This window comes from Pseudaeromonas pectinilytica (assembly GCF_054780855.1).
The window spans coordinates 1-25836 of the sequence record NZ_BAAGVN010000019.1 but is presented as its reverse complement, the minus strand read 5'-3'; the positions used below and the strand labels follow the sequence as shown (position 1 = coordinate 25836).

General features: G+C 54.9%; 24 protein-coding genes, 1 other RNA gene and 1 pseudogene. 7 read left to right on the top strand and 19 right to left on the bottom strand.

The features are described from left to right. Nucleotides 1–13: 13 nt before the first annotated feature. The 15 genes from ftsA to rsmI form a co-directional block, all read right to left on the bottom strand. Nucleotides 14–1270: a cell division protein FtsA gene (gene ftsA / locus ACYVG7_RS01795; protein WP_460881536.1), complete on the bottom strand. Its 1257-nt coding sequence runs from the start codon at nt 1268–1270 to the stop codon at nt 14–16. Beyond that, nucleotides 1230–2003 carry a cell division protein FtsQ/DivIB gene (locus ACYVG7_RS01790; RefSeq protein ID WP_460881535.1) on the bottom strand — a complete coding sequence of 258 codons (774 nt, stop codon included), beginning with the start codon at nt 2001–2003 and terminating at the stop codon, nt 1230–1232. The genes ftsA and ACYVG7_RS01790 overlap by 41 nt, the downstream gene beginning before the upstream one ends. 141 nt (nt 2004–2144) lie before the next feature. Beyond that, nucleotides 2145–3599, bottom strand: coding sequence for a UDP-N-acetylmuramate--L-alanine ligase (murC, locus tag ACYVG7_RS01785; protein ID WP_460881534.1), 1455 nt, complete (start codon nt 3597–3599; stop codon nt 2145–2147). Between the two features lie 12 nt (nt 3600–3611). Next, nucleotides 3612–4682 carry an undecaprenyldiphospho-muramoylpentapeptide beta-N-acetylglucosaminyltransferase gene (gene murG, locus ACYVG7_RS01780; protein WP_460881533.1) on the bottom strand — a complete coding sequence of 357 codons (1071 nt, stop codon included), beginning with the start codon at nt 4680–4682 and terminating at the stop codon, nt 3612–3614. Then, entirely contained in the window at nt 4679–5851 is a 1173-nt protein-coding gene (ftsW, locus tag ACYVG7_RS01775) for a cell division protein FtsW (protein ID WP_460881532.1), read from the bottom strand. Before ftsW ends, murG begins: the two co-directional genes overlap by 4 nt. Next, entirely contained in the window at nt 5848–7140 is a 1293-nt protein-coding gene (gene murD / locus ACYVG7_RS01770) for a UDP-N-acetylmuramoyl-L-alanine--D-glutamate ligase (protein WP_460881531.1), read from the bottom strand. The genes ftsW and murD overlap by 4 nt, the downstream gene beginning before the upstream one ends. Nucleotides 7141–7149: 9 nt before the next feature. Then, nucleotides 7150–8232 (bottom strand): phospho-N-acetylmuramoyl-pentapeptide-transferase, encoded by a 1083-nt coding sequence (gene mraY, locus ACYVG7_RS01765; RefSeq protein WP_460881530.1) that lies wholly within the window; start codon nt 8230–8232, stop codon nt 7150–7152. After that, nucleotides 8226–9584, bottom strand: a complete 1359-nt coding sequence (murF, locus tag ACYVG7_RS01760; protein WP_460881529.1) for a UDP-N-acetylmuramoyl-tripeptide--D-alanyl-D-alanine ligase — start codon at nt 9582–9584, stop codon at nt 8226–8228. Before murF ends, mraY begins: the two co-directional genes overlap by 7 nt. Beyond that, the gene (gene murE, locus ACYVG7_RS01755; RefSeq protein WP_460881528.1) at nt 9581–11050 is read right to left on the bottom strand and encodes a UDP-N-acetylmuramoyl-L-alanyl-D-glutamate--2,6-diaminopimelate ligase; all 1470 of its coding nucleotides are present in this window, start codon (nt 11048–11050) and stop codon (nt 9581–9583) included. Before murE ends, murF begins: the two co-directional genes overlap by 4 nt. After that, nucleotides 11034–12791, bottom strand: a complete 1758-nt coding sequence (locus tag ACYVG7_RS01750; protein ID WP_460881527.1) for a penicillin-binding transpeptidase domain-containing protein — start codon at nt 12789–12791, stop codon at nt 11034–11036. Before ACYVG7_RS01750 ends, murE begins: the two co-directional genes overlap by 17 nt. After that, nucleotides 12788–13099, bottom strand: a complete 312-nt coding sequence (gene ftsL / locus ACYVG7_RS01745; RefSeq protein WP_460881526.1) for a cell division protein FtsL — start codon at nt 13097–13099, stop codon at nt 12788–12790. Before ftsL ends, ACYVG7_RS01750 begins: the two co-directional genes overlap by 4 nt. Before the next feature lie 2 nt (nt 13100–13101). Next, complete coding sequence (gene rsmH / locus ACYVG7_RS01740; protein ID WP_460881525.1) at nt 13102–14040, bottom strand: 16S rRNA (cytosine(1402)-N(4))-methyltransferase RsmH; 939 nt, start codon at nt 14038–14040, stop codon at nt 13102–13104. A gap of 2 nt (nt 14041–14042) precedes the next feature. After that, nucleotides 14043–14501, bottom strand: coding sequence for a division/cell wall cluster transcriptional repressor MraZ (mraZ, locus tag ACYVG7_RS01735; RefSeq protein ID WP_460881524.1), 459 nt, complete (start codon nt 14499–14501; stop codon nt 14043–14045). A 361-nt stretch (nt 14502–14862) separates the two neighbouring features. After that, nucleotides 14863–15245: RNase P RNA component class A (rnpB, locus tag ACYVG7_RS01730), an RNA gene on the bottom strand. Nucleotides 15246–15262: 17 nt separating this feature from the next. Beyond that, nucleotides 15263–16117, bottom strand: a complete 855-nt coding sequence (rsmI, locus tag ACYVG7_RS01725; protein WP_460881523.1) for a 16S rRNA (cytidine(1402)-2'-O)-methyltransferase — start codon at nt 16115–16117, stop codon at nt 15263–15265. 83 nt (nt 16118–16200) lie between these two features. On the opposite strand from rsmI, the gene ACYVG7_RS01720 reads away from it, so the two are divergent. From ACYVG7_RS01720 to dolP, 4 genes and pseudogenes are all read left to right on the top strand, one after another. Continuing rightward, complete coding sequence (locus ACYVG7_RS01720; RefSeq protein WP_460881522.1) at nt 16201–18072, top strand: penicillin-binding protein activator; 1872 nt, start codon at nt 16201–16203, stop codon at nt 18070–18072. After that, on the top strand, nt 18032–18418 hold the full coding sequence (locus tag ACYVG7_RS01715; RefSeq protein ID WP_460881521.1) for a YraN family protein: 387 nt from the start codon (nt 18032–18034) through the stop codon (nt 18416–18418). The genes ACYVG7_RS01720 and ACYVG7_RS01715 overlap by 41 nt, the downstream gene beginning before the upstream one ends. A 2-nt stretch (nt 18419–18420) precedes the next feature. After that, nucleotides 18421–18999, top strand: a complete 579-nt coding sequence (locus ACYVG7_RS01710; RefSeq protein WP_460881520.1) for an SIS domain-containing protein — start codon at nt 18421–18423, stop codon at nt 18997–18999. A 19-nt stretch (nt 19000–19018) separates the two neighbouring features. Next, nucleotides 19019–19591: pseudogene (gene dolP / locus ACYVG7_RS01705) on the top strand (division/outer membrane stress-associated lipid-binding lipoprotein); the annotation flags it as partial. Nucleotides 19592–19796: 205 nt separating this feature from the next. Here dolP and ACYVG7_RS01700 read toward each other — a convergent pair. The 4 genes from ACYVG7_RS01700 to rplM form a co-directional block, all read right to left on the bottom strand. Next, entirely contained in the window at nt 19797–20225 is a 429-nt protein-coding gene (locus ACYVG7_RS01700) for a ClpXP protease specificity-enhancing factor (protein ID WP_460881558.1), read from the bottom strand. A 14-nt stretch (nt 20226–20239) separates the two neighbouring features. Then, a complete protein-coding gene (gene sspA / locus ACYVG7_RS01695; protein WP_460881519.1) occupies nt 20240–20872 on the bottom strand; it encodes a stringent starvation protein SspA in 633 nt (210 codons plus the stop codon). Nucleotides 20873–21301: 429 nt separating this feature from the next. After that, on the bottom strand, nt 21302–21694 hold the full coding sequence (gene rpsI, locus ACYVG7_RS01690; RefSeq protein WP_460881518.1) for a 30S ribosomal protein S9: 393 nt from the start codon (nt 21692–21694) through the stop codon (nt 21302–21304). Nucleotides 21695–21709: 15 nt separating this feature from the next. Next, nucleotides 21710–22138 carry a 50S ribosomal protein L13 gene (rplM, locus tag ACYVG7_RS01685; RefSeq protein WP_460881517.1) on the bottom strand — a complete coding sequence of 143 codons (429 nt, stop codon included), beginning with the start codon at nt 22136–22138 and terminating at the stop codon, nt 21710–21712. A gap of 472 nt (nt 22139–22610) precedes the next feature. On the opposite strand from rplM, the gene ACYVG7_RS01680 reads away from it, so the two are divergent. From ACYVG7_RS01680 to degS, 3 genes are all read left to right on the top strand, one after another. After that, nucleotides 22611–23003 (top strand): Z-ring associated ZapG family protein, encoded by a 393-nt coding sequence (locus ACYVG7_RS01680; protein WP_460881516.1) that lies wholly within the window; start codon nt 22611–22613, stop codon nt 23001–23003. A gap of 74 nt (nt 23004–23077) precedes the next feature. After that, nucleotides 23078–24445 carry a Do family serine endopeptidase gene (locus ACYVG7_RS01675; RefSeq protein ID WP_460881515.1) on the top strand — a complete coding sequence of 456 codons (1368 nt, stop codon included), beginning with the start codon at nt 23078–23080 and terminating at the stop codon, nt 24443–24445. A 104-nt stretch (nt 24446–24549) separates the two neighbouring features. Further along, nucleotides 24550–25653, top strand: coding sequence for an outer membrane-stress sensor serine endopeptidase DegS (degS, locus tag ACYVG7_RS01670; RefSeq protein ID WP_460881514.1), 1104 nt, complete (start codon nt 24550–24552; stop codon nt 25651–25653). Nucleotides 25654–25836: the final 183 nt, after the last annotated feature.

The window sequence follows — 25836 nt, the reverse complement described above, 5'->3', positions numbered from 1 at the left end:
TTACTCGCAAAATCTAAAACTCGCCGCGTAGCCAATTGCTGACCCGCTGGAACAAGCCACCAACGCTCGCTTTGACGTTACTATCCCTGCTTCCTTTGGACTGGTGAAGCTTGCCATATTGCAACAGACCCACGGCGGTCGAGAAGACCGGCGCCTGTACATAGTCCGTCAGGCCACGAATGTTTTCGGGTTCACCGACACGCACCTGGCACTGGAAAATCTGTTCGGCACATTCGACTATGCCCTCAATCTGCGCGGCACCGCCAGTCAAGACCACACCGGCAGCCAACTGGTGTTTGACGCCCTGCATCCGTAACTCATTTTGCATTCTGGATATTTCATCCTGCACCAACCCCAGCAACTCGCTGTAACGGGGCTCGATCACCTCCGCCAGCGTCTGCCGTTGCAGGCTGCGCGCAGGTCGGCCACCGACGCTCGGCACTTCGATGGTATCTTCTTTACTGACCAGACGACCTAGGGCACTACCGTACCGCACCTTGATGGCTTCTGCATCAACTGGCGGTGTCCCGAAGGCATAAGCAATGTCACTGGTCACAGTATTACCCGCGTAAGGGATCACCTTGCTGTAACGCAGGGCGCCACCGGTAAACATGGCGATATCCATGGTGCCGCCGCCCATATCAACGACACAGACACCTAGCTCCTTCTCATCCGGAGTCAAAACCGCATAGCTGGACGCCAACGCCGAGAAAATCAGCTGATCCACACGCAAGCCGACCCGCTCGACACATTTCTCGATGTTCTTGACCATGTCGTTGTGACAGGTGATTAGATGAACCTTGGCCCCCATCCGCACCCCGGACAAACCAATCGGGTTTTTAATCCCCTCCTGGTAGTCAATGGAGTACTCCTGCGGCAACACGTGCAACACGCGATGCTCTTCCGGCAGGCGTACCGATTTGGCGGTATGGATGACGTTATCGACATCTTCCTGGCTCACCTCTTCATCGGAGATGGGGACCATGCCCTTCTCGTTACGGCACTCGATGTGACGCCCGGAGACCCCGAGAAATACCGATGAGATATGGCAGTCCGCCATCATCTCCGCTTCATCAACCGCCCGCTGCAGTGACTTGACCACTGATTCCAGATCATTGACCCCGCCTTTATCCATGCCGCGCGCCGAGTGAGTACCCAAGCCGATAATATTGATCTCGCCATCCGGCAAAACCTCTCCCACTAATACGGCAACCTTAGTGGTGCCGATATCAAGTCCGACTATCAGGTTTCTGTCCGCGGTCTTGGTCATTGCCAGTCCCTTCAATTGGTTTCCAACCTACAGCAATTCCAGTGTCGTAGCGCATGTCCAGATAGGCGATTTGATCTCGCATCTCCAGCAAGGGATAGACATCGATAAAGCGCTGTAGACGCGCTCTTGCATCACCCCGCCCGAGTATCAATCTGGGCCCCCCCTTGACCTGCAACTCCCAGGAGTGGCGTTTGGTCAGATTGAGAGACTCGATATGATAGCCGTTCAGAGCCAAAATTCGTTCAGAACTCTTATATTCATCCCAGATCCGCTCGGCCATATCATCCGGGCCCGAAAGCTTCACCAGTGGACGCTTCAAACGCTCTAACGGCGCTTTGAAAATTCCGCCCTTGTCACTGAGCAACCGATCCTCACCCCATAACGCCAAGGGCGATTGCTCCACCACATAGACGTACAACAGAGCAGGCCAGCGTTTCCGGATCGAGGCCTGGTCTACCCAGGGCAAGTCTTCAATCCGCTGCTGGATCTGATTTACATCCAGCTTGAAAAAATTACTGACCGCAGGCTCGTCGCGCAGCGCCGAACGTACATCCTCGACCGTGACATAATCCAGCTTGCCCTGGACCACTAAGCCACTGACCGGGATCCGGTCCTCTTCAAAAAACCAGCGTTTTAAATCGGTGACCGCCGAGCTCAAGCCAAAAATAACGGCCACAAAAAACAACACGCCAAACAAAAACTCACCGCGGGTACGCATGACTGTTCCACTCATCTTGCTGCGCCTACCCCTGCCCAAGCCATTGTCGATGCCGCTTATTTGTTACGAGATGCTGCATCGCTAAAAATCAAGTGCGCCATTATATCGGCCGACCACGTCCGGTCAAAACACCACATGTAAAAACCGGGCCGAACATCAGTCATTTTGTTTCATTTGTTGCACATTGAGCTGCAAATCCGCCAAGGTACGGGCCAGAGCCCCGACATTGCCTGCCCCCTGAGTCAATACCAAATCGCCTTCAGCCAACAATCCGGCCAGCACCCCGGGAACTTCGGCGGTGGTCGCCACAAACACCGGATCCAGTTGACCGCGCTGACGAATGGAGCGACACAGAGCCCGACTGTCAGCGCCCGGGATCGGCTCTTCACCGGCGGCATACACATCCAGCAAGATCAGCACATCCACCTTCGACAACACTTCAGCGAAATCTTCGTACAGATCCCGAGTCCGGGTGTAGCGGTGCGGTTGGAAAATCATCACCAGACGCCGTTCCGGCCAGCCGGCGCGTACCGCATTGATGGTGACCCGGACCTCGCTGGGATGATGGCCATAATCGTCCACCAGCATCACCTGTCCCTGACCGGTGGCAAACTCTCCATAGTGCTGGAAGCGACGACCAACCCCCTCAAAGCGAGATAACGCTGCGGTGATGGCCTCATCGTCAATACCATCCTCGGTTGCGACGGCAATCGCCGCTGCCGCATTCAGGGCATTATGGCGACCCGGCAAATTCAGGGTAACCGCCAACAAGGAGCCATCCTGGCGTCGAACCTTGAAGCTACTGCGGTTGTGATCCTGCACGAAATCCAGAACCTGGACATCCGCATCATCGCTATAGCCATAGGTAATGGTGGCGCGACCAATATCGGGCAGCAATCCGCGGATCACCGGATCATCGATGCACACCACAGCTAGACCATAAAACGGCAGGTTATGCAGGAACTCGATGAAAGTTGCCTTGAGCTTGTTGAAGTCACCACCATAGGTATCCATATGGTCGGCTTCGATATTGGTCACGATGGAAACCATCGGCTGCAGATGCAAGAAGGAGGCATCGCTCTCGTCAGCCTCGGCAATCAGATAACGGCTGGATCCCAGACGGGCGTTGGTTCCCGCGCTATTTAGCAAACCGCCGATCACAAACGTCGGATCCCGATCCGCTTCGGCATAGATACTGGAGACCAGACTGGTGGTGGTCGTCTTGCCATGGGTACCGGCGATCGCGATCCCGTGGCGGTAGCGCATCAGTTCAGCCAGCATCTCGGCCCGACGCACCACCGGAATGCGCAGCTCACGAGCGGCAACCACTTCCGGGTTGTCGCTCTTGATGGCGGTCGACACTACCACCACGCTCGCGCCAGCTACATGGCTGGCTTCATGACCGATAAAGATAGTAGCGCCCAACTGATTCAGTCGCTGGGTCACCGCATTGTTGGCGATGTCCGAGCCAGAAATCTGGTAGCCTTCGTTGGCCAGAACTTCGGCAATACCGCCCATACCGGCGCCGCCAATACCGATAAAATGAATACGGCGCACCCGGCGCATTTCCGGGATCATGGTACGTAGTTTTGCCAGTTCAACCTTTGTCATGCTCTTCTCTCATTATTTGACTAGTTGTCTACACACGGCAGCAACCCGCTCCGTGGCATTCAATATGGCAACGCGGCGAGCCGCTTGTGCCATACCGACTAATTGTTCCCGGTGCCGGTTCAGTTCTTCGACCTTGTGTGCCAGTCGGGTTGGCGTCAGCTCCCGTTGCGGCAACAACAAGGCCGCACCTTCGCGGGTCAGACTCTCGGCATTGCGGGTCTGGTGATCATCCACCGCATGGGGCAGCGGCACAAAAATAGCAGGTATGGCTGCTGCGGCCACCTCCGCCACGGTCAAGGCCCCCGCCCGGCAGATAATCAAATCCGCCCACTGATAGGCTTGCGCCATATCGGTAATAAACTCACTCACCTCGACATCGCCGACGCCGAGATCGCGATAACGCATCTCGACTGCGTCAACATTGCCCTTGCCGGTCTGATGACGAATTCGGACCTGATCGACAACAGCCAACGCCTGGGGCACCACCTCATTGAGTACCCGGGCGCCGAGACTACCACCGATAATCAAGACCTGCAGCGGTTGTTGATGATCCGAGAGCTTCAAGGGTTGCTCCGCCAGAGCCACGACTTCGGCGCGCACCGGATTTCCCACCACATCCCCCGCTATCTGGCGTCCGAAAGCCCCCGGAAAACCCATCAGCACACGGCTGGCTAGACGAGACAACAGTCGGTTGGTCATGCCTGCGGCCGCATTCTGCTCATGCAGCACCAACGGAATGCCAGCCAGCCAGGCAGCAATGCCGCCAGGACCAGCCGCAAATCCGCCCATTCCCAACACCAGATCCGGTTGTAGGGACTTGATTACCCGACGAGCTTGCCAGATGGATTTGAGAATACGCCAAGGTGCCATGCACAGGCGTCGCAGGCCATTACCTCGCACGCCTTGGATATCGATAAACGAGATCGGATAACCATGAGCCGGTACGAGCTGCGCTTCCATACGATCGGCTGTTCCCAACCAGTGGATCTGCCACCCTTCAGCCTGCAGCTGATGGGCTACCGCCAATCCCGGGAAGACATGCCCTCCAGTACCGCCCGCCATAATCAGCAGTGTTTTGCTCATACGGCTCCCTTTTGTAACACTTGTACCCGATCCCGCCGCATCTCGAAATCAATGCGCAGTAACAGGGCGACGGCAATGCTCATCGCAATCAGACTGGAGCCACCGTAGCTGACCAGCGGCAAGGTCAATCCTTTGGTCGGCAGCATGCCAGCCGCAGCCCCAACGTTAATCACGGTCTGAAAACCAAACCAGATGCCAATCCCGCAGCCAACATAGCCCTCAAAGAACTTCTTCTCTTGCAGGGCTATGTAACCAATCTGCAAGGCTTTGAACACCAGAGCCAGTTGCAATGCCAGTACGATCAGTACTCCGAGATAACCCAGCTCTTCACCCAAAATGGCAAATACGAAGTCGGTATGCGCTTCCGGCAAATACTCGAGCTTCTGCACCGAATTCCCCAGCCCTTGGCCGAAGAAACCACCGCGACCGAAAGCCATCAAGGATTGCGTCAACTGATAGCCACTGCCAAAGGGATCGGCCCAAGGGTCCATGAACGAGGTCACCCGCCGCATCCGATAGGGTTCAAACAGGATCAGCATGACCAGCGCTGCCACTCCCATGAGGATCATCAAGGCAAACTGGATCACCCGGGCTCCCGCCAGAAACAACAGTCCCAGCGTGGTCACAAACAGCACCACCACAGAGCCCAAATCCGGTTGAGCCAACAGCAACAACGCCATGCAGAACACCAGCGCCAGGGGTTTAACGAAACCGGTAAAGCGTCCGCGGACTTCGTCAATGCGACGCACCAGATAGCCGGAGAGGTAGGTGATGAGCACCAGCTTGGCGGTTTCAGCCGGTTGCAAATTAAAGGGCCCCAATGGCAACCAGCGCTTGGCACCATTCACGCTGTGTCCAGCCACCAGCACCAGGAGCAACATCAGGATGGAGAAAATCAACAACTGGCCACCCCATTGCTGCCAATAACGAACTGGCACATACAGGGTTCCAACACCACACAGCAAACAGAGCACCAGGAAGATCAGATGCCGTTTGACGAAGAAAAATGCATCATTCTGCAACGACACCCCTTCGGTGATCGACGCAGACGCCACCATGACCAAACCGACACTCATCAGACTGAAGGCCAGTACCAACAATTGTCGATCGTAAATCGACTGCCGTTCCGGCACCAGCCATCGCCAGATCCAGGCGAACATCTGACTCATAGCGCCTCCACCAGAGCCGTGAAGCACTCGCCACGTTGCTCGAAATTTTTGAACATATCCAGACTGGCGCAGGCAGGAGCCAGCAACACCCAATCACCGGGCTGCGTCACGGCCTGGGCACGGGCCACCGCCGCGGCCAAATCCGCCACACGCTCGGTCTGCGGACCAAGAGCACACAGCAGATCAGCATCCTGACCAAAACAGAGCATCAGATCGATGCCGTGACCAAGCAGCGCTTGCAGCGGCGCAAAATCCTGTCCCTTGCCCTGACCACCAGCGATGAGGATCAAGCGACCCTGCACGGCCTCCGCCAGGCCTGCGACTGCCGCCAAGGTGGAGCCGACATTGGTGGCCTTGGAATCGTTGATCCAGCGCACACCCTGATATTCACGAACAAACTGGCAGCGATGGGGCAGGCCGCTGAAGCGACGCAGCACCGCCAGTTGCGCGGCGCGCGGTACAGCCACAGCATCACACAGCGCCATGGCCGCCAGTGCATTCATCTGGTTATGGGCACCGACAATATTCAATTCCGCGACTGGCAGTTGAGGCTCACCCTCTACCGCCAGCCAGAGTGCCCCCTGATGCTGGACTCGGCCATACGAGGCCGCATCCAGCCCGAAACTTTGCCACACGCTTCCCGTTTGAGGCTGGGTAGCATGGTCGTCCCGGTTGACCAGGATGTGCTGTGCTCCGGCATATATCCGTTGCTTGGCCGCCAGGTAGCCCGCCATGCCGTCATACCGATCCAGGTGGTCTTCGCTGAGATTGAGGATGGTCGCAGCGGCCGCACGCAGAGAATGAGTAGTTTCCAACTGGAAGCTGGAAAATTCGAGCACATACAGATCGCAAGGCTCCAGTAACAGATCCAGCGCGGGAGTGCCGATATTGCCGCCCACCCCTACGTTGATCCCGGCCTCGACCGCCATCTCCCCTACCAGAGTCGTAACGGTACTCTTACCATTGGAGCCGGTGATCGCGACTATGGGCGCCCGGGCATCGCGGACAAACAGCTCGATGTCACCGATAATCTCGACACCTGCAGCGGCCGCCGCCTGGAGCGCCGGAGTCGCCAGCGCGATCCCGGGGCTGGCGATGATGAGCTCGGCCTGAGTCAGCAATGCCACATCCAGTTCGCCACAACGCAACTCGACACCAGCAGGCAACTCCTGACGTCCCGGTGGATTGGCACGGGTATCCAGCACCATAGGAGTGATCCCCTGGCGCAGAAAGTAATGCACACACGAAAGACCCGTTTTACCCAGTCCGAGAATGACCACCTTGCTCATCTGCGTTTGTTACCTCAGTTTCAGGGTCACCAGACCCAGCAGAACCAGAACCAGCGTAATGATCCAGAAACGCACAATCACTCGCGGCTCTGGCCAGCCTTTCAATTCATAGTGGTGATGGATCGGAGCCATGCGGAAAATGCGCTGTCCGCGCAGCTTGTAGGAGCCAACCTGCAGGATCACCGATAGGGTCTCCATCACAAACACCCCACCCATGATCACCAGCAAGAACTCCTGACGAATCAAGACGGCGATCACCCCCAGCACACCGCCCAGGGCCAGCGAACCCACGTCGCCCATGAACACCTGTGCCGGATAGGTGTTAAACCAGAGGAAACCCAACCCGGCACCGACGATGGCGGTACAGACGATTACCAGTTCGGAGGCATTGGCGATGTAGGGAATATGCAGATATTCAGCAAAATTGACGTTGCCGGTCGGCCAGGCGACCAGAGCCAAGCCCGCAGCCACCATCACAGTCGGCATGATAGCCAGACCATCGAGACCATCAGTCAGATTCACTGCATTGGACGAGCCGACAATCACCAGATAGCACAGCGGGATGAACAGCAGCCCCAGCTCCGGCATGAAATTCTTGAAGAACGGCAGCACCAGCGTGGTCTGGGCATCACTGCCCGCTGAAGCGTAGAGATAGATACCGACCGCGAGCGCGACCAAGGATTGCCAGAAGTACTTCCAGCGCGCAATCAATCCCTTGGTGTCCTTGCGCACCACTTTGCGGTAATCATCGACAAAACCGATGGCACCATAACCGACGAGCACAAACAGCACGACCCAGACATAGGGGTTGCTGAGTTTGGCCCACAGCAGCACCGAGATCAGGATCGAGGCCAGGATCATCAAGCCACCCATGGTTGGCGTGCCGCGCTTGCTGAAATGGGACTCGGGGCCATCGTTACGCACCACCTGCCCAATCTGCAGCAGTTGCAGGCGGCGGATCAGATGCGGTCCCATCCACAGGGCAACACCCAGCGCGGTCAGGATCGCCATGATGGCGCGGAAGGTCAGATACGAGACCACATGAAACAGCGAAATATAGGGCGTCAGATACTCCGCCAGCCAGACTAACATGCCTGCTCCTTAATGTTTTTCACGAACTCAATCACCTCTTCCATGCGTGCACTGCGCGCGCCCTTGGCCAGCAAGGTAATCGCCGGATGTTGTAGCAACAACTCGCCGAGGGCCGCCAACAGCGCTGCTTTATCCGCAAAGTGCTGTCCCCCTGCCTCGGCAGAGGTCAAAGCCGACAACTTGCCCACTGTGTAGACGGCATCCAATTTCGCCTGCCGCGCATGTTCGCCAATCCGGCGATGCTGAGCCTCGGCCTCGAGCCCCAGCTCGCCCATATCGCCAAACACCAGCACCCGATAATCTGGCATGGCAGCCAGAGTGTCGATGGCAGCCAGGACCGATTCCGCACTGGCGTTGTAGGTATCATCAATCAGAGTGATCCCAGGCAGATGATGGACACACAAGCGCCCCTTGACCGGCTGCATCGCCTCCAGCCCCCGCTTGATCACGGTTAGCCTGACGCCCAGAGATTCGGTGGCCGCGGCGGCTGCCAGCGCGTTCGCGATATTGTGACGTCCCGGGATCGGTAGCCGCACATCCATCTCGCCCTGCGGGCTGACCAGAGTAAAACTACAGCAGCCGGAGGCATCGGTGCTGATATCCCGCGCCAAAAAATCCGCGCGGCGGTTATTCAGACCAAAGCTGAGCAGATTAGGCTCCAGATCGGCACACCAGTGGCTATAAAACTCACTATCGGCATTGACGATGGCCATGCCGCGATCATCCAGGCCATTGAAGATTTCTGACTTGGCCAGGGCCACGCCTTGCAAAGAGCCAAACCCTTCGAGATGAGCCGCGGCGACGTTGTTAATCAACGCCACATCGGGTTTCACCAAAGAGGTGGTCCAGGAAATTTCTCCCGGATGGTTGGCACCCAGCTCCAGCACGGCATACTGGTGCTCCGGTGTCAGACGCAGCAAGGTCAACGGCACACCAATTTCATTGTTCAAATTGCCCTGGGTCGCGAGCACAGGACCGCACTGACCCAGGATCGCCGCACACATCTCTTTGACCGTGGTCTTGCCACAGCTGCCGGTAATAGCGATCACCTTAGGGATTAACCGATTGCGCACCATGGCACCGAGCTGGCCCAGGGCGTAACGGGTATCGGCCACCAGCAGTTGCGGACAATCCAACGCCAGCGGCTCACTGACCAGCAGAGCTGCCGCCCCATCAGCCACCGCTTGAGGACAGAAATCATGGCCATCGAAACGTTCGCCCTGCAGGGCAACGAACAAGCAACCCGAGCTCACCTGCCGGCTGTCGGTGGTAACCGCAGTTATGGTGGCGTCATCCCCTTGGAGAGTAGCCCCCAGTGTCTTGGCGATATCCTGTAATGACAGCGGGATCATGCCTGCTCCTTCAATAATCGTGCGACCGTATCTCGATCGCTATACATCAATTTTTGCTTACCGATGATCTGGTAATCCTCATGGCCTTTGCCCGCCACTAGGATTAAATCACCGGCCTGCGCCTGCTCCAATGCTCGCTGGATAGCCAGAGGCCGCTGATGTTCGACCAGCAGACGTTCCGGATGCTGCAGGCCAGCCTGCATGTCGGCGATAATCAGCGCCGGATCTTCGGTCCGGGGATTGTCATCGGTCAGGATCGCCACATCCGCCAAGCGCTCGGCGATAGCCGCCATCATGGGGCGCTTGCCCCGATCCCGATCGCCGCCACAACCGACCAGGCAGAACAGGCGCCCGCGACAATGTAGCCGCGCCGCCTCCAGGGCTTTTTCCAGACCATCCGGGGTATGGGCGTAATCGACTACCACCAGAGGTTGCTCGCCCCCCCCGAAGCACTCCATCCGGCCGGTGACCGGTAGCAGTCTTCCCGCGACGGCCAACAGCGTCTTGATGTCGTATCCCAGAACCAGCAGACACGCCAGCGCCGCCAGGGCATTGGCCACATTGAAGCGGCCCAGCAAGGGCGCGGATAATACTCCGTTTCCCCACGAGGATCGAATCTCGGCCGAAAAGCCCCGGTCATGAAAGGTCAACGCCATGGCTTCAATGAAACGACCACCCCGAGGTGCGGATCCTGCCGTCAGGCTATAGGTCACCGCCTCCGGGATCTCGCTCAGCCACTGCTGCGCTACTTCGTCATCGGCATTGAGCACACAATCCTGTGCCGGCAGTCCACGAAACAGGCTGCGCTTGGCGGTCGCATAGGCCGCCATGGTGCCGTGATAGTCGAGATGGTCCCGACTGAGATTGGTAAACGCCGCCACCGCAAAGGGCAACGCTGCCACACGATGTTGCACCAAACCGTGAGAAGAGACTTCCATGGCCACCAGATCTGCGCCCTGAGCCAGTTGATGTGCGAGCTCTTGCTGGATAGCCACAGCGCTGGCGGTGGTATTTTCACAGGGTGCCAGTTGGCCAAACAGACCATTGCCTATGGTTCCCATCACACCGGCCACTCCGCCCAACAAGCTGCGCCAATTGGCGATCAGCTGGGTGGTGGTGCTCTTGCCATTGGTTCCCGTTACCCCGACCAGTTGCAGTTGCTGGGCGGGCTCACCGTAGAAACGCCCAGCCAAAGCCGACAAGTGAGAAGCCAATTCTGGAACCGGAATGCACGGAATGTCACAGGGGGGCAACGAGAAGGTCGCATCAGGCTGATACAACACGGCAGCGGCGCCTAAGGCAACCGCTGCCGGAATATAGTCACGGCCATCGACCGCATGTCCTTTGAGGGCGATAAACAGGTCGCCGGGCTGAACGGCCCGGCTATCGAGTTGCATCTGCCGCAGCGGGAGACTGTCTGCCAGTATTCCGAGCGGAGCAAGCAAGGCATCAAGTGTGAGGGACAACTTTAACCTCCTGACGAGCCAGGCTAATTTGGGGTTTATTGGGGTCTATGGTCTGGGGGGCATCCGGGGGCACGTTATACAACTGCAAGGCGCCGCTCATCACTTCCGCGAAGGTAGGCCCAGCCACCATGCCACCATAATAGGCGCCCGCTTGCGGCTCGTTGATGATGACGACCATAGCAAACCGGGGATTGGAGACCGGCGCAAAACCGGCAAAAGTACCGACGTAATCCTTGCCATATCCACCAGCTATCGCCACCTTGGCGGTCCCTGTCTTACCGGCAACCCGATAACCTGGAACTTCCGCCTTGGTGCCGGTACCGCCATGCTCTACCACCGACTCCAGTTGCAGCATCACCGCCTCGGCATCCTTGCGGGATACCACTTGCTCGCCCTGCGGCGCCTCATTGACCTTGAGGATGGAAATCGGCTTGCGAATGCCCTTATTGGCCAGAGTGGCGTAGGCCGAAGCCAACTGCAGCGGCGTAATGCGCAGCCCGTAGCCAAAGCCTAAAGTGGCGCGTTCAATCTCGGACCAGCGACGCCGGACTGGCAGCATACCGGAACTTTCGCCCATCAGACCGGTTCCGGAATCCACACCCAGACCAAACTGCGTCAAGGTATCCACGATCTGCTGCGGTGGCATCCGCAAAGCAATATGCGCCATGCCGATGTTGGAAGAAAACTTGAGAATATCACCCAGATTGCCCTGTGCCATGCGATGGCTATCGGTGACTCGTTTGCCACCGATATTGAACGGGCGAGTATCGAACACTTCGCTCCAGTTGGTGATGCCATGCTCCAGCGCACTGACTGCCACCAGCGGTTTGAGGGTCGACCCTGGCTCGTAGGTATCGGTCACCGTTCGGTTACGCGCACGAAAGCCTTGATATTGGCCGCGATTGTTCGGGTTGTAGGAGGGAGTATTGACCATGGCCAGCACCTCTCCGGTGGTGACGTCCAGCAACACCAAGGAGCCAGAAGTGGCCTTGTTGACCTCGGTCGCATACTTGAGCGAACTATAGGCCAGAGACTGGAGGCGCTGGTCGATACTCAGCACCAGGTTATTGGCTTTCTTGCCTTCCTTGACGATCCCGATGTTCTCAATGACTCGGCCTTGGCGATCCTTGCGGACCTTGCGCTCAGCCGGCACGCTGGAGAGCCACTCATTGAAACTGCGTTCGACCCCTTCAATGCCGGAACCGTCAATATTGGTCATGCCGACAATGTGGGCGCTGATTTCGCCCGCCGGATAGTAACGACGGGATTCCCGACGCAGATAGACGCCGCCCAGTTTCAGCTTGCTGACATACTCCGCCACGGCCGGAGTGATCTGCCGCTGCAAATACACAAAACGACGCCGGGGATCGGCGATCCGCGACGTCAGCTCTTTGACATCGATCCCCAGCACCTCGGCTAATGCCTGCCAAGCCCGGGTGTTATCCAGACTGCCGCTTTCATGTACCGCCTTGGGATCGGCCCAGACCGCTTGTACCGGCACCGAAACCGCCAACTGCTCGCCATTACGGTCGGTCACCATGCCACGTCCGCTTTCGTCCGCCGTGGTCCGCAATGAACGCAGATCACCCTCCAGACGCAGGCGATCCGGATCCACAATCTGGATCCAGCCGGTACGGACAACCAAACCGGCAAAACCCAGCAAAATAAATGCAATCACCGTCAGAAACCGCCATTGCGGTAAGCTGTGATCCGGCTTTTTGGCTTTACGTTTTACACTCATGGCTGGTTGATGATCTGTTCCTTAAGCGGCGACGGACGCGCCATTTGCAACTTGCTCTTGGCGATATCACTCACTCGGGAGTGCTCCGCCAACGCATTTTGCTCCAGTAGCAAGTGGCGCCATTCAATATCCAGTTTGTCCCGCTCATCCTGAAGTTGGTTCAGAGTGATCGTGAGCAAACGGGTCTCGTTGGTCACCACTATGGTGGTCATGGCCGATGCGATGATCGACAGCACCAGAATCACCTGAAATTTATGTCGTCCCAGATCCCGCAGGATTTCCAGTGCCAGATTGATACGGGTATCCATCCCTACTCCTGCAACCGCTCCGCCACTCGCAACACGGCACTACGAGAACGAGGATTCCCGTCAATCTCGGCGTCGCTGGGCTTCATGGCTTTGCCAATACTCTTCATGGTCCGGCCGACGGCCAGTTGAGCCTCGGTCAACGGCAGCCCTCGCGGTATCTCAGGACCTTTTTCCTGTTTACGAATGAACTGTTTGACCAAACGATCCTCGAGAGAGTGAAAGCTGATGATTGCCAGCCGTCCCGCGGGAGCCAAAACGGTCAGCGCTCCCTCCATCGCTCGTTCCACCTCTTCCAGCTCGGAATTGATATAGATACGAATGGCCTGAAAACTACGGGTGGCCGGATGCTTGTTCTTCTCTTTGTTGGGGATCAGCCGGGCAATCAGCTCTGCCAGTTGCCGGGTGCGCGTAAATGGCTTCTCCACCCGATCATGGACAATGGCGCGGCCGATCTTCTTGGCGAAACGTTCCTCGCCGAACTCCTTGAGCACCCAGGCGATATCGTCGGCCTCAGCCTTGGCTAGCCAGTCGGCGGCACTGATACCGGAGGTCGGATCCATGCGCATATCGAGTGGACCATCCTTCTGGAAACTGAAGCCGCGTTCGGCATCATCCAGCTGTGGTGAGGAGACCCCTAAATCCAGCAGCAGACCGTCGATCTTGCCCACGAGATCCCGCTCGGCCAGATAACCGACCAGTCCTGAGAAAGCGCCCGGGATCATCTCGAAACGGGGATCGTCAATCCGCTGCGCTTCGGCAATCGCTAATGGATCCCGGTCGATGGCCAATAAGCGCCCATTCGGACCTAACTTCGACAAAATAAGACGCGAATGACCACCTCGGCCAAAGGTGCCATCGACATAGATACCGTCCGGTTTGATCGCCAACGCATCAACCGCTTCATGCAACATGACGGTCACATGGCTAAAAGTCTGTTCCATGGTTACAGTGAGAAATCCCGTAAATTGTCTGATTGGGACCAGTCGGCCGCAGGCAGGGACTCAAGATCCGCATCTACCTGTGCCAACCAGCCTGCTTCGCTCCAGATCTCGAACTTGTTCAATTGCCCGACCAGCATCACCTGCTTATCCAGCGCGGCATGTTGGCGCAATGGGGCTGGAACCAGAAAACGGCCATTACCATCCAGTTCGCATTCGCTGGCATACCCCAGCAACAAGCGTTGTAACCGCCGTTCCAGCGGGTTCACATTCGAAAGAGCCTTGAGCTTTTTTTCAATCTCCTCCCATTCCGTTAATGGATAGAGGAGCAGACAGGGATGACTAATATCGATGGTGCAAACCAGCTGGTTTTGGCATTCGTCACGCAGCCATTCACGATATCGGGTTGGCAGAGCCAAACGACCTTTAGTATCGAGAGTGATGGCGTGAGCCCCGCGTAGCATAAGATGCCTTCCTGCTGATCTACTTTATTCCACAATAAACCACTTTTCCCCACGCAAGAGTGTAAGGATGCCCCCCCGGCTTTGCAAGGGAGCAAATGGCTGCAAGCCGCGATATTACTGGCGTTCCACCGAGTAAATCGCTAAAAGGCGCTTATTTTTCAGGTAAATGGCAAGCGGCAAGCAATGCCGGGAAATGCGAGAGAACTCACGAATTCTTTACATGGCCATCACCAGCTTTCCTGGATACCGCACTCAATCTGTGATTCGGCATGCTGGAAAGCCACAGTGGGACTCGTAAGGCCCATCGCGAAGCATAAAAAAACCCGGAATACGCGTCGCGTAATCCGGGTTTCCTGTTCAAGAGGGGAGTCGGCCGGTAAGCCGGGTTCTGTGCCGCTTGCGCGGTAGCAGTCATTCCTCTAGGCCAGCAATCGCTCACTGGCTCAAGCAACCTACCCGCCCCCAACGCGGGCCGCGCCAATGGGGGCCTATTTGGTCTTGCTCCGGGTGGAGTTTACCGTGCCACGAACTGTTGCCAGTCGCGCGGTGCGCTCTTACCGCACCCTTTCACCCTTACCTGATCCCTGACGGGCCATCGGCGGTTTGCTCTCTGTTGCACTAGTCGTAGGCTCACGCCTCCCAGGCGTTACCTGGCACCCTGCCCTATGGAGCCCGGACTTTCCTCTCCCCTGTCCGTCTACCCGAAGGTACAACGACAAGGCAGCGACTGCCCTGGCCAACTCCGGCGCGGATTATAGGGCTTATGTCCCTTCAGAGTAAACAGAAGCCTGCTCTAATCCCAGTTTATACAGCGCGTTCTTCTTCACTCCGTGGATCTCGGCGGTTAACGCCGCAGCCCGCTTCAGTGGCAGCTCCTTCTGTAACAGCGCCAGCGTACGCAGCACTTCGCTGGGAATGGCATCCGGATCCGGCTTGGCGCCTGCGATCATCAGCACTATCTCTCCCCGGCAGCGGTTGCTGTCCGCAGCCAACCACTCGACCATGGCCGGAGCCGGCAGCGACTGAAAACTCTCGAAGGTTTTGGTCAACTCACGCGCCACCACGATTTGTCGTTCGCCATAGAGTCGAGCCAGAGCCTGCACTGTCTCGAGCAAGCGGCGCGGTGATTCATAGAAGATCAAGGTCCGGGTCTCATCCTGCAATTGGGTCAGCCGATCATCCCGGGCCTTTTCCTTGGCTGGCAGAAAGCCTTCGAAGGTGAAACGATCGGTGGGTAAACCGGAAGCACTCAAGGCGGTGATCGCAGCACAAGCGCCCGGAAGTGGAATAACCCGGACACCCGCCTCACGGCAGCGGGTCACCAGGTGATAGCCTGGATCACTGATAAGTGGCGTTCCGGCGTCAGAAATCAACGCCACAGACTGCCCTTGCTGGACCCTGGCAATCAAGGCATCTGCACGTTGCTGTTCATTGTGATCGTGCAACGCAAGCAGATTAGCTTTAATCTGCAAGTGGTTGAGCAACACGGAAGAATGACGAGTATCTTCTGCTGCTACCACATCGACCATGGCCAGCACTTCGATGGCCCGCTGGGTGATGTCAGCCAAATTACCAATCGGGGTCGGTACTATGTAAAGAGAGGGGGGCGATTGCATGGCTTCTCCTCGCCGAACAATTGTGTCGGAAAAATGGCCCGATTACACTATGTCGCACACCACATTGCGGTCGGGGAATAATTTTGTATCGGTTCAATAAGCCATTTAGCGTATCACAGTTCCTGTCTCTGGTTCTGCTCAGCCTGTTGTTGAGCGCCTGTGCCAGCACGCCGGACAACTCCAGTAACGCGCCCACAGTGCCACCGTCCGCTTTTTCACGTCTCGAACATAAGCCGGATTGGTACTTGCAACAATTAGCCCAAGCGGATGCCGCCTATCGTTTCACTTGGGAAACACTGGCTGCTCGCAGCCTGATCGCGGCGGGCGATTTGCAACAGGCCTCCGCACTCTCCCAGCAGTTGGCTAAAGAAGCATTTACGCCCAAGCAAAAGCACGAACAGCGCATCGTACAAGCGATGATCCTGCAACAGCAGGGCAAGAGCGGCGAAGCGCTGGCACAAATCGCCGATATCGATCTGCGCCCCTTGTCCGATGATGCCACGGCCAGTTACTACAAGTTGCAGGCCAGCTTGCTCAGCCAAACAGCAAACCCGTTGAGTGCTTTGCCAGCCTATATCGCCTTGAACAATTACCTGTCGACTGCGGAGCAAAAAACTAACAACGAGACGATCTGGAGCCTGTTGCAAGCCCAAGATACCGCCCGTTTACAACAAGCCATGGCCGAGCCAGCACCAAAAGTACAAACCGGCTGGTTAGCACTGGCGGTGTTGCAACGTACCTTAGGCAATCAGCCGCAACAGTTTGCCACCCAGTACGCCCGTTGGCATGCCGAGTATCCGGATCACCCCGGCAGTCAGCTGTATCAAAAAGAGCAAACAACCAACGAGACAGCAACCACAGCCCTTGCTTCCGGCATGCCCAAACAAGTTGCCATTCTGATCCCACTCTCCGGTAATCTGGCCGCTCAGGGGGATGCCCTGCGCAACGGCATGCTCACCGCCTATAAAGAAGCCGGATTGCAAGGTGACTTACGCTTTTACGACAGCGCCAGCCAACCCATAGCTGCCCTGTACCAACAGGCCGTGAAAGAGGGTGCCGAGTTCATTGTCGGCCCTCTGCTTAAGGATCAGGTCGAGGCCTTGATCGCGTTGAAACCGCAAGTCCCCCTGCTCGCACTCAACGAAACGGATGGAAAATCCACCACCGACACCAACTTCTATTTTTCACTGTCACCCGCGGCGGATGCTGCAGAAGCGGCCGAAAAACTTCGTCAGGATGGTAAACGCCTGCCGCTGTTGATTGTGCCGCAAGGGGCCCAGGGACAACGCGTCGTTGATGGCTTCACTAATCAATGGCAGCCACAAACCGGCGGTGCGCCACTGGTGGCCCGTTTTACCGACCGCCAAAGTCTGGAAGCCATTTTGCGCCAGGCGATGGGGGTAGGAGCCAGCCAGCAGCGGATTGATGCTTTGCAAAAGAGTATTGGCCAGAAGGTGTTTGCCCAGGCATTCAACCGCCAGGATGTCGATGCTATCTATATCTACGCCTCCCCTCTGGAAGCCGGGATCATTAAATCGTTTATCGATATCTCCCAAAGCCCCTTTGCCCCTCCGCCAACCTATTACCTAGGCGCCAAGGGTAATCCGGGGCTGAATAATCCCGGAGTTGCCCAGAATGTACTGGGTATGCAGCTGGGCGATATGCCCTGGATGCTGGACTCCAGCTCGCCCCTGCGCGACAAGGTGCTCACCTTGTGGCCCCAAGCCAATAACGACCTGCTGCGATTCTTTGCCATGGGCTACGACAGCATCAGTTTGTTACCACATCTTGCCGAGCTCCGTGCCGCAACGGGGCAACAGCGCGAGGGATTAACCGGTGCCTTGAGCATCAACGAACAGGGCGTTGTACGCCGTCAGCTGCACTGGATCCGCATCGAAAAGAGCGAGCCAAGCCATGAGGTTGCGAAACCTGTTGCCGCGCCTGCGGCTCAATAACCCGAAAGGACAACAGTTTGAAGATCTGGCCCTGCACTTTCTCGACCAGCAGGGCCTAATACTCATCGCCAAAAACTTTCGCTGCCGTAGCGGAGAGATAGACCTCATAATGCGGGATGCTCACTACCTGGTCTTCGTCGAGGTTCGGTATCGTGCCTCACGTAGCCATGGTGGCGCCGCAGCCTCCATCACTCGGAGCAAACAGCGAAAACTGTGGCTTACCGCCCAAACATTCTTGCTGCAACAAGGATTAAACGAGTCAAATCAGGCATGCCGTTTCGATGTTGTGGCCTTCGATGGCAGTGATGCCTGCCAGTGGTACAAAAATGCTATTCAGGGGACCTAGAGTTGGATCGTATCAAAGAGAACTTCACCGAGAGTATTCAGACCAAGATCGCAGCCGCCGAAGCCCTGTCGGATGATATCCAGACTGCGGCCCAGATGCTGACCATCTGTCTGTTGAACGGCAACAAGATCCTGGCCTGCGGCAATGGCCCAGCCGCTGCACTCAGCCAATTGTTTGTCAGTCAATTGGTGCATCGTTTTGAGACCGAGCGCCCTTCGCTCCCGGCGCTGGCACTCTCCGCAGATAGTATCCTTCTCAGCGGAGTGGCAGCGGATAGCGGCTTTGCCGATGTATATGCCAAGCAGATACGCGCCCTCGGTCAACGTGGCGACATCATGTTGGTCTTGGCGGGTGATGGCCGGGAAAAGGCATTAGTGAAAGCCGCCGAGGCAGCCTTGAGCCGTGATATGACCATCATTGCCCTGACCGGCAGCGACGGTGGAGAAATCGCCGGTCTGTTGGGCCCCAGTGATGTGGAGATACGGGTTCCATCGGCCAACATGGCCCGCATCCTGGAAGTGAATCTGCTCTGTTTGCAATGCCTGTGTGATCTCATCGATCGCACCCTGTTCCCACAATGATGTGATTGGAGAGACACGCATGAAAAATCGACTGCTACTGGTAACCGTAGCCAGCCTGTCCTTGTTGCAAGGGTGTGCGGGAGTTTTTGTGGCGGGCGCCGCCACGACAGCATCCATCGCCAATGATCGCCGGACCGTCGGCTCGGTCATCGACGACCAGAATATTGAGCTTAAAGCCGCAAATACAATCGCCTCACGAAAGGATATGGATAAAGCAAGCCGCATCAGTGCGGTCAGCGTGAATGGCAAGGTGTTGTTGGTCGGACAAACGCCCTATGGCCAATTCAGCCGCGATGCTGAACAACTGGTTGCCAAAATCGATGGTGTCCGTCATGTGTACAATGAATTACGGATCCGTAAGCCCGTCAGTTTTGGCATTCAGAGCCAGGATTCCTGGATCACCTCCAAGATCAAGTCGGAAATGTTGACCACCAAAGGGATCGATAGCACCCACTTCAAGGTGGTGACCGAGAATAGCGAAGTCTTCCTGATGGGATTGGTAACGCGGGATGAGGCTGAAAAAGCAGTCAATCTGGCACGCCATGTCTCTGGTGTGCAGAAGGTAATCAAGGTCTTTGAATATATCCAGAATGGCAGCAAGAGCGGTTCGAGTCAGAGTTCAAGCAGCAGCTCTGTACCGGCCAACAACCCCGATGCGAGTACGGGGGGAGATGTCCAGTTGGGCAGCGCCGCCGATGAAGTTATTCAATACTAATTTAGAGATGACGGAAGTAAAAAACGCGCCCAAAGGGCGCGTTTTTATTTGTTCGTAGCCAAAGATAGAGCCATCAACTGATTCATTTGACAATACGTAGGCTGGGACGGCCTGACGGTTTCGGCGGTTCAGGTTCATCATCTGGAACTTGAATACTGACCGATTGCTCCGTTGCATCGCTCGCCAACCAAGCCTCATAGGCAGGCTCAGGCGGGAAAAAAGTGCCAAGCCCGTTTTCGCGAGCATGAATAGCAATGATAGCCGCCATCGGGATGTAAACCTGAAACGGCACACCACCAAAACGAGCATTGAAACTCAATGACTCTTTACCCATTGCAAATGACATCACAGCTTGTGGCGCTATGTTCAAAACAATCTGTCCATCCTGCACAAATTGCCGTGGCACCTGCACATGCGGCACTTCACTGTTCACCAGCAAGTGCGGCGTCATATCGTTATCGAGCAACCAATCGTAGAAAGCTCGTAACAGATAGGGACGACTGGGTGTCATCTGATGTTCCATGCTCAGAATCCATTACGTAGTTCGCGTTCAACTTCGGTCAGGGACGCCTGGAACGACTCCCGCTCAAACAGACGTGTCATGTAGTTCTTGAGCTCTTTGGCGCCCTTGCCCGTCAATTCGATGCCCAGCTGCGGTAAACGCCACAACAGCGGAGCCATAAAACAGTCGACCTGGCTGAACTCTTCACTCATAAAATAAGGATATTCGACAAAGATAGGAGCAATGGCTAGCAAGCTTTCACGGAGCTCTTTACGCGCCGATTCAGCCTCGCCACCATTCGCCATGATCTTATCCACTAGCGAGTACCAATCCAGTTCAATACGATGCATCATCAAACGACTATTGCCACGCGCCACCGGATAAACAGGCATCAACGGAGGATGCGGGAAACGCTCATCCAAATACTCCATGATGATCCGTGAGGTATACAGCACCAAATCACGATCAACCAGAGTCGGAACTGAGGCGTAGGGGTTTAACTCCAGCAATTCTTCCGGCAAGTTAGCCATGTCTACGTGGCAGATATCGACACTGACGCCTTTTTCGGCCAGCACAATACGAACTTGGTGGCTAAACATGTCGTTAGCCCCAGAGAATAGAGTCATGATAGAGCGTTTATTGGCAGCAAAAGCCATCGACCCCTCCATTTACAAGCAGAGAAAAGCAATGAAGGAATAGACCTTCATCGCCAGAAAGTTAGTTAGTCCCACCCGATACATCAGGAACCAGATTGCATCATGCAGCAATGCGTTGCTTTCAAGGCCGACCCAAAATTCAGGGCCAGTAAAGAGTCAGAAATTGACGCTTGAATCGAGCTTACGCTGCAGAATAGGTGAGCAAGTGTACCAGATCTCGGCCCGCTTGAGCAGAATCTTCAGCATTAAATTCATAGTCGACATGCCCATGGCTTCGATTGACAGCATCGGAGATGCGTATCGTCGATTAATGAGGATAATTTTGAAGACTGAAGACCACAGAACCTATCGGTTATAAGCCGCGCGAGGGGTAAATCGGAGGCATGAAAAAGCCCCGGCATGCCGAGGCTTTTAAATACCCAAGACGGATTAACGCTTGGAGTACTGCGGACGCTTACGAGCCTTGTGCAGACCGACTTTCTTACGTTCAACCTTACGGGCATCACGAGTAACAAAGCCAGCTTTGCGCAGGATTGGACGCAAGCTTTCATCGTATTCCATCAGCGCGCGAGTGATACCATGACGGATCGCCCCCGCTTGACCGGAAATACCACCACCAGCGACGGTGATGAACATATCCAGCTTATCAGTCATCTCGACCAGTTCCAACGGCTGACGAACTACCATGCGGGCAGTCGGACGGCCGAAGTACTCTTCCAGAGAGCGTTTGTTGATAACAATGTTACCTTTGCCTGGCTTTACGAACACGCGAGCGGTAGAGCTTTTGCGACGGCCAGTACCGTAGTATTGATTTTCTGCCATTTGCCAGATCCCGAATTAGATGTCCAAAACTTGAGGTTGTTGAGCAGCATGGTTGTGCTCGCCACCAGCGTAAACTTTCAGCTTACGGAACATGGCGCGACCCAGCGGGCCCTTCGGCAGCATGCCTTTAACAGCAGCTTCGATAACCATCTCAGGCTTGCGGTCGATCAACTTCTCGAAGCTGATGGACTTGATACCACCCGGGAAACCGGAGTGAGAGTAGTACATCTTGTCGGAAGCTTTTTTGCCGGTAACGGCAACCTTCTCGGCATTGATCACGACGATGTAATCGCCAGTATCTACGTGAGGAGTGTATTCCGGCTTGTGCTTACCGCGCAGACGGCTGGCGATCTCGGTGGCGATGCGCCCCAGGGTCTTACCCTCGGCGTCCACAACGTACCAGTCACGCTTTACGGTTTCTGGCTTGGCAACGAAAGTTTTCATTACAGTTAACCCAAATTACTGTTTGAAAGATAAACATTATGCTCGGCTCATGCCGCACATAACAAATTAAAGACCACCCGTATCCCTTCGAATACAAGTCAGATCGCGATTGCTAGTACCACCAGATTGGTGGCCTGTAACGTGGGCCGGGCGATTATAAGTGAAGTCGCCCAAGAAATCACCTGCAGATTTCATTGCCCGTGAAATTTGCAACACGCCCGGCCCGCCTTTGGACATGGATGCCCCCATAACCCAAAGGCGCAATATTTTGACTAACAAAAGCACACTCTGGCAAGGCATTCGTGCAATCTAGGCGATAATATTGTTCATTTCTTGCCATCTGGGCCGGCTCGAGCCTCAAGACTTGTGATCAATCAAATACCAATGATGCTGAAGAGTACCCACTAGGAAAGCTTGGCGGTATAGTGCACGGACTGAAGCATCCTTACTTGTCGTATATCAAGGTACTGTCATGACTGAATTCACCACCATTCTTTTTGTCCTCATTGGCGTCATCATTGGTTTTGTCGCTGGCAGAGCCACCTCCAGAGCCGGAGATGCAACAAAACTACACAATGAGCTAACCAAAGCCCGGAAAGAACTGACGCAATACAAGCGGGAAATGGGCGATCACTTCACCAGCACCGCAGTCATGTTCGAGCAACTAGACGAACATTACCAACGTCTCAGCCAGCATTTTGCGGAACAAAGTGAAAAGCTGGTTCCTCACGCCAGCCCACTGTTCCGACATGACACTAAAGCCGACGATGCAGAGACGACGACTGAGTCAGCTCCTGAATCCCAGCCTCTTGACTATTCCGGCGAGCGTTCTGGACTTTTGACGGACAGAACTAAACTAGGTTAGGAACTATTCATTACAACTGATAGTCATAGTGTTGTGACATTTTCATCACTTGTCTTTATTAGGAGTTGTAATCAATGACTCGATCCACACGCTTAATGTTGTCCGCTATTGCCATCAGTGTTGGTCTATCTTTCGGCTCTGCTACGGCTCAAGCCGCTCTTCCGCTCGTAATGAATGGGCAGGAGATGCCCACCTTGGCTCCGGTTTTGGAAGGCGTCACACCCGCAGTCGTTAATATCTCAGTGTCAGGGAAAAAGGTCACCAAACAAGCTATTCCGGAGCAGTTCCGCTTTTTCTTCGGCCCGGATTTGCCACCTGATCAAATACAGGAGCAACCCTTTCAGGCACTAGGCTCAGGTGTCATCATTGATTCGGATAAAGGTTATGTCATCACGAACTTCCACGTCATTCAGGAAGCAGATGAAATAAAAGTAACCCTGAAAGATGGGAGAGAGTTTACTGCGAAGAAAATAGGTGAAGACCAACAATCCGATATAGCTCTTTTACAAATTAAGGCTAAAGACCTTAACCAGGTTAAACTCGCCAACTCAGACCAACTGCGGGTCGGTGATTTTGCTATCGCAATAGGAAATCCATTCGGCCTTGGACAAACCGTCACCTCTGGCATTGTGAGTGCATTGGGCCGCAGTGGATTAAATATTGAGAATCTCGAAAACTTTATCCAAACCGATGCGGCGATTAACTCCGGTAATTCAGGTGGCGCATTAATTAATCTTCGTGGTGAGCTTATTGGCATCAACACTGCGATTTTAGGTCCCAATGGGGGAAATATTGGGATAGGTTTTGCGATACCATCCAATATGGTAAAAGATCTGACCGATCAAATTATAAAATATGGAGAAGTTCGCCGCGGAGTCTTAGGTGTCATGGGGGGCGAATTAACCACGGATCTCGCCAAAGCATTTGGCTACGATAAGCAAAATGGCGCTTTCGTCAGTCAAGTGATGCCAGGATCTGCAGCTGATAATGCAGGCATCAAAGCTGGGGATATTATCGTTAGCATCAATGACAACCCAGTCCGCTCATTCGGTGAGCTCCGGGCAAAAGTTGCGACCATGGGAGCAGGAAAGGTCGTAAACCTCGGCATTATCCGTGATGGCAAAGCCCAGACTGTGCAAGTCACACTAAAGCAATCCGATGAAATGACTACACCGGTGAAATCCATCCATCCCGCGTTGGAAGGTGCCAAATTGGAGAACACCAAGAAAGGACAACAACCACAAGGCGTTGAAGTAGCTGAAGTTGCACCCAAGTCTCCTGCGGCTGCAATCGGATTGCGTAAAGGTGATGTTATTGCCGGTATCAACCGCCTGCGGGTCAACAATATGAACGACTTCAGTAAGGCGATAAAAGGCCGCACTGACGTTCTAGCCCTCAATATCATTCGCGGTGATTCCTCTCTGTATCTAGTCCTCCGCTAACCACATATTGGCCCGATATCCACGTTGGTATCGGGCCTGCCTTTGCCTCATCCCGCTATTTCTATGTTATTCTGCTTTAATCGCTCAATGACTTCATTAACCCTATGAAAATACCATCTCCGATCAGTTACTTGGCTAAATCAGTATTATTAGGCGCAGGTGTTGCCGCCGCCTTACTGCTCGCGCTCCCTGAACTAACGCCAAACTCTGCCTCCATTCGATCAGCCGAGAGAAACCAAGCCCCTTTGAGTTACGCTACAGCCGCCAGAAATGCAGGCCCAGCTGTTGTAAATATTTATACCCGCAGCTATCAAGGCACTAATGTACGAACAGATTCACAGCTAAAACCTGAAAGTCTTGGCTCGGGCGTTATCATGACGAACAAAGGGCATATTTTAACCAACTATCATGTAATTGCCTCAGCCGATCAAATTATTGTTGCCTTGCAGGATGGGCGCGTATTCACAGCTGATTTAGTTGGCTCTGATATTCCGACAGATCTTGCTGTACTCAGTATCAATGCTGAAAATATTCCTGTTATTCCCCAAGAGGAATCACTATCTCCTCAAGTTGGTGATGTCGTTCTTGCCATAGGCAACCCATATAATGTGGGTCAAACTATTACACAAGGCATAATAAGTGCAACCGGTCGCATCGGATTAAGCACCATGGGGCCGGACAGTAATGGCCGCCAGGATTTATTACAAACCGATGCCGCAATTAACTCTGGAAATTCTGGCGGCGCCTTGGTGAACACTAATGGGGAATTAGTCGGTATCAATTCGGCATCCTATCAGCTGGGTAATTCCGATAACTCAGGCATCGGCTTTGCCATTCCGTACCGATTAGCTCATCGAATAATGCAAGACCTAGTGACACATGGCCGTGTGATGCGCGGCTATTTGGGAATATCTACCGTAGAGGTAGATACGGTCACAGCCAGGCTACTTAATTTAGGCGAACTTCGTGGGTTAGTGATTGAAAACCTAGATCCTGATGGGCCAGGATTTAAGGCTGGACTGCAGCGCGGAGATGTTCTCACGCAAATTAATGGAAAGCCAGCAGCAGGAGTTCGAGCCGCGATGGATATGATTGCTGAGGCAAAACCAGGTACAAAAATTACAGTAACAGTATTACGCAAAGGAAAGCCAATCAACAATACGGTGACAGTCGAAGAAGATCTTCGGTTTAAAAACTACAAACAATAAGGCTGCATATTTGCAGCCAACTAATAAAAACTTGAAATACAAAAAAGCCCCGATATTGCTATCGGGGCTTTTTGCTGACCTTGCGGTCTCATTGGGTGCCTGCGAAGTAATTTCCTACTCTCGCATGCGGGTCTTTCGACCAAATTGGGTGCCTGGCAGTGTCCTACTCTCGCATGGCGAATG